Source organism: Candidatus Thioglobus sp., assembly GCF_028599055.1.
Taxonomy (GTDB): Bacteria; Pseudomonadota; Gammaproteobacteria; order PS1; family Pseudothioglobaceae; genus Thioglobus_A.
Genome location: NZ_JAQRMS010000136.1, coordinates 1 through 3000, shown reverse-complemented (window position 1 = coordinate 3000; position 3000 = coordinate 1). Strand labels below are relative to the sequence as shown.

Genomic DNA, 3000 nt, shown 5'->3' with positions numbered 1-3000 from the left:
CATGGCAAACCCCCATCACCGCAGAAGGGCTAGATGCCGTGCAAAAATTGTTAAAACGCACCGCCAGCAAAAATACTGCCGTTAGTTGTCATCAATTAAAATCAAGAATTAGAACAGAATTGCTTTGGGTGGTTGGAAAAAGAGACAAATTTAATAGTGAGGGAATTGTGGCGGTTAATTGGACAGAGCAAGATAAATTTATTGGGGAGTTTGAAATGGAAAATATTCACTTGATTAGGGCTTTAGCAGTTTTAGCAGCTTTATTTCATGATTTGGGTAAAGCCTCAAAAGCTTTTCAAAAAAAACTAAGAGACCCTAAGTATGCCGATGCCATCAGACATGAATGGGTGTCAATTATTATTTTGTCAAAATTCATAGACAGTCGTGAGGATGAAGTTTGGCTAAATGATTTGTCAATCAATGGTATGCGGTTTGAAAAATTAACGCTTGATGATGCTAAAAACCCATTGGCGACCATGTCAATAACTGGAAAGATGGTTGCTTGGTTGATTTTTACTCATCACTTATTGCCTATAGAGAGTAAAGAAAATATCGAAGCCAACAAGTGGACTGAAAAATATTTTGATTTTCAACAAACAATGGATTTGTTTGACGAGAAATGGGGTTATGCAAAAGATAATCAAGAAAATTTAACAGATTGTATTGAGTTCGATGAACTGTTAGGTGAAAGTAAAAAGTGGCAATCTCAAGTAAAAAGATGGGCGAGAAAAATAAAGGAATCTTTACCTGATTTAGAAAAATCGCTACAAATTGGCACATATAGATTAACACTTAGTTACGCAAGAACTTGTTTAATGCTTGCTGATCATTATTTTTCATCGCAAGAAAAAGACGGTAATTATCAAAGTGAGCTTAAAGTTTTATATGCTAATACTGATAAGAATGGATTAAAACAATATTTAGACGAACATATTTTAGGAGTGGCAAACCAAACTAGAAAAAATGTTGATAAATTATTAGAATTTGAGAATATGCCTTCTGCATTTGATAATTTACAATTAAAAAAACCAAGTCCTAAAAAATATGACTGGCAAGATAAATCGGTTAAGAAAATCAAAGACTGGCGTGATAAAAATAAAATATATAAAAGTCAATTTGGTTTTTTTGCGATTAATATGGCATCAACAGGCAAGGGTAAAACCTTTGCTAATGCAAAAATTATGATGGCATTATCACCCAAGGCGGATTCTTTGCGTTTTGTTTTGGCGTTAGGGCTACGAACTTTGACCTTGCAAACAGGAGATGAATATAGAGATAAAATAAAGTTAAAAGATGATGAGTTGGCAGTTTTAATTGGCTCAAAGGCTATCAACGATTTACACAATAACAACCAAGCAGGTGAAAAAATAGAGGAAGGCGCTACTGGGTCAGAATCACAAGCTAATATTTTTGACAATGAAATAAGTTTTAAAGGCGATTTGTCGGAAGGGCTGGACACCATCTTAAGAAACAAGAAGTCTAAGCAAATGCTGTATGCACCTGTTTTATCTTGTACTATAGATCACATTATCGGCGTAACAGAGAGTAGGCGAGGTGGAAAATATATTTTACCTTTCTTGCGATTAATGTCGTCTGATTTGGTCATTGATGAGGTTGATGATTTTGATGGTAAAGACTTAATTGCAATTGGGCGCCTTATTCATCACGCAGGAATGCTTGGGCGAAAGGTCATGATTTCATCAGCAACTATTCCACCTGATTTGGCGTTAGGATTTTTTAACGCTTATCAATCTGGTTGGCATATTTTTGCCAAAATGCGGGGTAAAAGTTTGGATATTGGTTGTTTATGGACGGATGAGTTTAACACACATGTTAAAACGGTTGAAAATTATCAACACCAACATAATGCATTTATTGATAAACGCATTATCAAATTAGCCGAAGAACCTCCAAAACGCAAGGTTAATATTGCTGAATGTAGCACTGATATTGATAAATATTGTAAAGCTATTAAAAACGAAGTTATCATCAAACACCAAGATAATTATTTTAAAGATAAAAAAGAAAACAAAATAAGTATTGGGGTGGTGCGAATGGCAAATATTAAACCCTGTATTGAATTAACAAAATATTTTTTAACTTGCTCGTTGCCAGAAAATACTGAAATTAGAACAATGTCATATCATTCTCAACAGGTTTTGTTAATGCGACACAGTCAAGAAAAATACTTAGACAGCATTTTAAAAAATCGCCATAAACTTGAAAAAATTTTAGACGAAGATATTGTTAAAACCTCTGTCAATAAAAATATTATTTTTGTTTTGGTGGCAACGCCTGTTGAGGAGGTAGGTAGGGATCATGATTTTGATTGGGCGGTTATAGAGCCATCTTCTTTTCGTTCATTTGTGCAAATGGCAGGTCGAGTTTTACGGCATAGAGATAGAAAAATTAGTAAAACCAATATTGCTATTATGAAATACAACTATAAAACCTTAAAAGTTGTTTCTGAAAAAGGTGAAGAAGGTTTAAGAAAAATAGCTGTTTTCAACAATCCAGGTTATCAAAAAAATGCCGATGATTTGGATAAATATAATTTGAATGACTTGGTTGATGTTGAACAATTAGCAAATAAGTTAGATGCAACTAATCGCATTCAAAAATCTGATAATCCATCACCAACAAGAAATTTGGCAGACCTAGAGCATAAGGTAATAAATAAATTATTACTTGATAAAGTAATTGACTCAAGCACCTTAAAAGGCTGGTTTGAATCAAATTGGTGGCTAAGTGCGATGCCACAAGTTGATGTTAAATTTAGAGAAAGCTTGGGTGAAATTACTTTATTTTTAACGCTTGATGAAGGTTTTGTAGAAAAAGACAAATGGGGTGGTTACGAACGTAAAAATAAACAATACAAAATTACTTTTTGTTAAACAATAACCAATAAAAACCACCACCAAAACCTCCGGGGTTTCACAAACAACATTACACCACCCCCCCCACACCTCCGTGGGGGGGGGGGACAAATAACTAATAATA

1 protein-coding gene is annotated in these 3000 nt (G+C 34.0%); it reads left to right on the top strand.

Annotation, left to right across the window (positions count from 1 at the left end; genetic code table 11):
* A partial coding sequence (gene cas3f, locus PSN35_RS06805) for a type I-F CRISPR-associated helicase Cas3f (RefSeq protein WP_300031279.1) occupies positions 1 to 2894 on the top strand: 2894 nt, incomplete at its 5' end.
* Between the last annotated feature and the right edge of the window lie 106 nt (positions 2895 to 3000).